At 66.4% G+C, this 1,280-nt stretch carries 2 protein-coding genes; one reads left to right on the top strand and one right to left on the bottom strand.

Translation table 11 applies throughout. From position 1 onward, the window contains the following. The coding region (locus tag EN914_RS35830; protein ID WP_206527326.1) for an FAD-dependent monooxygenase at window positions 1-527 on the top strand (527 nt) is incomplete at its 5' end. 23 nt (window positions 528-550) lie between these two features. Here the strand turns inward: EN914_RS35830 and EN914_RS35825 are convergent. Then, on the bottom strand, window positions 551-1,280 hold a 730-nt coding region (locus EN914_RS35825; RefSeq protein WP_127389707.1), incomplete at its 5' end, for a LysR substrate-binding domain-containing protein.

The following is a 1,280-nucleotide window of genomic DNA, read 5'->3' as shown; positions in this document are numbered from 1 at the left end:
GCGATAGCGGCTCATCACCGCTGCGTCCCGGCGACTGGAGCCGCCCGGGCGTGATCGACGATGTGCTGCCCTTCGTGCGTGACCGGTTTCAGCTTGATTTTGTCGACCCCGCCTCGATCATCCAGGCAACGGATGGCTTCTACGAATATCCGAACTGCGACCGCGACCCGCTGCCACGATGGTCGTTCGGGCGGGTGACGCTGCTCGGCGATGCGGCGCATCCCATGTACCCGGTGGGGTCGAACGGAGCCAGCCAGGCAATACTCGACGCTGGTTGCCTTGCGATGCATCTGGCCGCAGGACCGACCGTCGAAGCCGCGCTAACACGGTATGACGGGGAGCGGCGGCCGGCCACATCGGCCATCGTGCTGGCCAATCGGCAAGGCGGGCCGGAAGCGGTCATAGACATGGTCGAGGCCCGGGCGCCGCATGGGTTTGATGACATCGACGCCGTCGCTTCGCGCGAAGAACGCAAGAGCGTGGTACGCGGCTATGCGTCCCTGGCCGGGTTTGCAAAACCGAGTTGATCGCGAGTGGCGCGTTTTGCAGCCTACAGGTTTGTCTCGGCGAAGATGCGTGAGGCCCAGTCGAGGAAGACGCGAAGGCGCGGCGAGAGCTGTCTGTTCTGCGGGTAGAGCGCCGACAGCGGCGTCGGCGATGGCGGATAATCAGCCAGCACCTCGACCAGCGTCCCATCGGCAAGATCCTTCTCGAAACGATAGCGCGGCGCCTGGATGAGGCCGAGGCCAAGCCGCGCCAGGTCGGCGGCGGTATCGGAATTGTTGGCGGTGACGCGGCCGGGCAGCCGCACCTCACGGATATTGCCGGCGACAGTGAATTCGAACGGAAGGGTCTCTCCGGTGCGCGACGAGACAAAGCCCACCGCCTGGTGACCGTCGAGCGCATCGGGGGAGGCGGGCGTGCCGTGGCGCTCGAGATAGGCGGGGCTGGCGCAGGTGATCTCGCGGATCATCGCGAGCCGCCGCATGATCATGCCGCTGTCGGGCGGCTCGCCGACGCGGATCACGCAGTCCACGCCTTCACGCACGAGATCGACCAGCCGGTCGCTCTGGCCGATCTGCAGGTCGATGCGGGGATAGCGGTCGAGAAACTCCGGCAGGCGCGGCAACAGGAATGTGCGGGTGAGCAGCGTGCTGGCGTCGATGCGCAGCAGGCCGAAAGGCTCGGCGTTGCGGAAGGCGGCCTCGGCATCCTCGATCTCGGCCAGGATCGACAGGCAGCGCCGATAGTAGGCTTCACCATCCTGGGTGGCGTTCACC

It is taken from the genome of Mesorhizobium sp. M7A.F.Ca.CA.001.08.2.1, assembly GCF_003998455.1.
GTDB lineage: Bacteria > Pseudomonadota > Alphaproteobacteria > Rhizobiales > Rhizobiaceae > Mesorhizobium > Mesorhizobium ciceri.
This window is presented reverse-complemented; position numbering and strand designations above follow the sequence as displayed.